2 protein-coding genes are annotated in these 3,799 nt (G+C 39.6%); both read right to left on the bottom strand.

Annotated features, from left to right (window positions below; translation table 11 throughout):
- Positions 1–115 precede the first annotated feature (115 nt).
- Complete coding sequence (locus tag B2V92_RS22510; RefSeq protein ID WP_293312353.1) at positions 116–766, bottom strand: LolA family protein; 651 nt, start codon at positions 764–766, stop codon at positions 116–118.
- A gap of 59 nt (positions 767–825) precedes the next feature.
- Entirely contained in the window at positions 826–3,420 is a 2,595-nt protein-coding gene (locus tag B2V92_RS22505; protein WP_293312351.1) for an FtsK/SpoIIIE family DNA translocase, read from the bottom strand.
- Positions 3,421–3,799 lie beyond the last annotated feature (379 nt).

Here is a 3,799-nt window from a genome sequence, read left to right as displayed (position 1 = left end):
TGCTAAAAAGATGCTGAAATAAATTCAGCATGACGATGAGGTAAAAACAAAAAAAAGGTTCAGCTGTTTCCAACCGAACCTTTCAGGTTTCATCCCGCTTATGCGGAAATTATAATTATCTTAAATCTACAACCTCAACACCAGGGTATTTTTTGGCATCGAAAGCGAAAGTAGTTTCAGGTACATTTACGTTTGGCGAAAAGGTTTTCACATTGTAAGTGTATTTATTTCCGTTTTTATCAAACAATACCACGTTAGCGATCTGTTTAGCAGCTTTATCGATACTTAAACGAACTTTAAAGATCGATTTTTTAGCATCAACCGGCGTTAAGTCAATCATTTCGTAGGTTTTACCACCTACTTTTTCATCGCCGGTATAAATGTATTTAAATCCTTTTTCGTAAACAGTGAAAATTTTGGCAGGATTAATCGCATCACCACTATTATCAACGTTGCTTACCTGTACTTCTTTATCTTTTTTAAGATAAGTCCACTGGCTTTTACCATCGCTGAACAATTCCTGGTTCGTCATGGCCACTTTGTATTTGTTAGAGTTGGCTTTAACATATAATGTACCTTGCTGTGTTTCTTTCACTTTAGCTTTTGGATTATCCAAAGTGAAGGTAAAATCTGTTTTCACCACATTGTACGATTTGTATTTTTTACTTACATCAGCTAAAATAGCTTTGGCTTTCGCGTCAGTTTGAGCATAAGTTGATGTTGTAAAGGCAACTACAACCATTAATGCCGAAATTAATTTCTTCATCTTTTCTTTTTTATTATTCTTATGAAACGTTAGAGTAGATTTTTATAAAATGGTTTAATCTAATCTTTGTTATCCATACTGTTCAAGAATTGTTCCAAAGAATACTCGTCGGGATATAAAACTTCTCGGGCCTTGCTTCCTTCAAACGGACCAACAATACCGGCAGCCTCCAGCTGATCGATAATACGCCCCGCCCTGTTATATCCCAGTTTTAGTTTACGCTGTATTAATGAGGTAGAACCCTGCTGGTGCATCACTATCAGCCTTGCAGCGTCTTCAAAGAACTTATCCCGCTCGTTAGGATCGAAATCGGCTTTACCGCCCTCACCTGCCTCATCAATATACTCAGGCAGTTGATAAGCATCGGCATAACCGCGTTGGTTACCGATATACTCCGAAATCCGGTCTACCTCAGGTGTATCAACGAAAGCACACTGTAGCCTGATTAAGTCGCTTCCTGTAGATAGAAGCATATCCCCACGACCAATCAATTGATCGGCACCACCACTATCCAAAATGGTTCGCGAATCGATTTTTGATAACACCCTAAACGCTAACCTTGCGGGGAAGTTGGCTTTAATGGTACCTGTAATAATATTTACCGACGGACGCTGGGTGGCCAGCACCAAATGGATCCCGATTGCCCTTGCCAACTGTGCCAAACGTGCAATAGGTGCTTCAACCTCTTTACCCGCTGTCATCATCAGATCGGCAAACTCATCCACCACCAGTACAATAAAAGGTAAAAAACGGTGACCGTTATTTGGATTAAGCTTACGCTTGATAAATTTATCGTTGTATTCTTTTAAATTCCTTACCTGTGCATCTTTTAACAGATCGTAACGTTGATCCATCTCGATACAAAGTGAATTTAAGGTATTTACCACTTTTTTAGTGTCGGTAATAATGGCATCAGCCTCACCCGGTAATTTGGCCAAAAAGTGGCGTTCTATCCTATTAAACAAGGTTAACTCAACCTTTTTCGGATCAACCAGTACAAATTTTAGCTGTGCTGGGTGCTTTTTGAACAATAGCGAAACCAGGATTGAGTTAATACCCACCGATTTACCCTGACCGGTTGCCCCTGCTACCAATAAGTGTGGCATTTTGGCCAAATCGGCAATAAACACTTCATTACTGATGGTTTTACCCAATGCAATAGGCAGATCCATAGTGTTTTGTGTCCATTTTTCGGTATTCAAAATGCTGCGCATCGGCACCATTTCGGGGTGCTGGTTCGGAACCTCGATACCAATTGTACCCTTACCCGGCATTGGCGCAATAATACGGATACCCAGGGCTGCTAACGAAAGCGCGATATCATCCTCCAGGTTTTTAATCTTCGAAATCCTAACACCAGGTGCGGGAATAATTTCGTAAAGGGTAACAGTTGGACCAATTGTAGCTTTAATCTTATCAATTTCTATATTGTAGTGATTAAGCGTTTCAACAATTTTATTTTTGTTGGCTTCCAGTTCTTCTGCATTAACCGAAATTTTATTGGTTCCATAGTTTTCCAATAAATCAACTGTTGGATACTTATAACCAGATAAATCCAGTTTTTCATCATAATTACCGAACTGTTCAACCAGGTCTTCCGATTTTTTCTCTTCCTCGGTTTTTTCGATGGTAAATGTAGGCTCCTTTTCGTCTTCAATAGGTGGCTCTACAACCAGTGGCATGCTAGCGGCCGCAGCAGTGGCTATCGGAAGGTTGGTTGCCAAAGGCGAAAGCACAACAGGTGCCGTTTCTTCCTCTTCTTCTTTTTCTTCAAAACGGCTCGGTTGCAGTACTACATTCTGTTGCTTACGCTCATTATTTACCGGTGGTTTCTCGCGCACCGGGAATTCGATCGGTTCAGGGCTTTCATCAACTATTTTATTTCTTGTAGTCTGCTCCCTGATATCGTTTACATAATCAGGCGTTTCATTATCCAGGTAAACTTCTTTCGCTTTACGCTCCGGAAATTTGAAATCGATGTTGTATGCGATGATCAGAATGGTTAATCCGGCAAAGGCAATTAATCCCGCTACACCCGCAGCACCAATTTGTGCGCCCAATAATTTGTTGCTCCAGTAACCAAATTCGCCTTCCAGGTAATGTGGCGATTCTGACCAGAAACTATGTGTAAAGCCTAAGGTTAGTGAAATAAAGAGTAAAAAGAAAAAGCTATATCCCAATGTTTTGGAAATAGAAAGGATTTTAACCTTAAATAATAAACGGTATCCGATAATAAAAAAGGCCAGAACAAATAAGAAAGATGCCACACCAAACCATTCGTATATAAACTGGTGCGATAACAAAGCACCAAATTTGCCCAGCCAGTTCTGAACAACCGGTGCGGTAACACCTGCTGTTTTTAACTCGTCGGATGTTTTAAAAAGATTGCTCCAGCCACCGTTGGCATCGATTACGTAGCTCTGGTCGTCCTGCCAGGTAAAAAGATACGAAGTAAAGGCAATTAAAAAATATAAGGATAAGATCACAAAAAACAGACCCACAATTTTAATTGCACGGCCATCCGACAGATCGAACCTTGGTAAAAATTCTCTTTTCTCTTTTGGCTGGCGACCAGCCGACGCCCTGCCTGTTGCGCCTTCTGCACCTTTTTCCCTGAATGTATTGGTTTTAAACTGGTTACCCCGTACCGACATTTTCTATCCTAAATAATTTAATATTGAACAAACTTAGATAAAACTGCGCAGCATTAATAAAAAAAATAATCACAATTCGTAACTGATGCTGCTATAGGCTGTTTTATCATTTTTCTACTCCTATTAACCAACTACAAATCTATAGAAGCACAATGTGTTTTAAATATAACTGATATAATCTGCCTTAAATTAAATAAAAATATCCATTGGGCATTAAACCTTAAACAGAAAATATAGTCTATTATTTTAACAACGCACAAGTTGTTACGTTTTGTCAAATGAAACGGATTTTGTTTTAGGTTTTATCCCGTTTTGCCTGGAGAGGTTTAGCGGGATTTTTTTTTTGCTTGCAAGACCTCGCAGGTTTGAGAAACCTGCG

This window comes from Pedobacter sp. UBA5917, from assembly GCF_002432345.1.
Taxonomy (GTDB): Bacteria; Bacteroidota; Bacteroidia; order Sphingobacteriales; family Sphingobacteriaceae; genus Pedobacter.
Note: the sequence above shows the minus strand (reverse complement) of the source record. Positions and strands in the feature narration are given on the sequence as shown.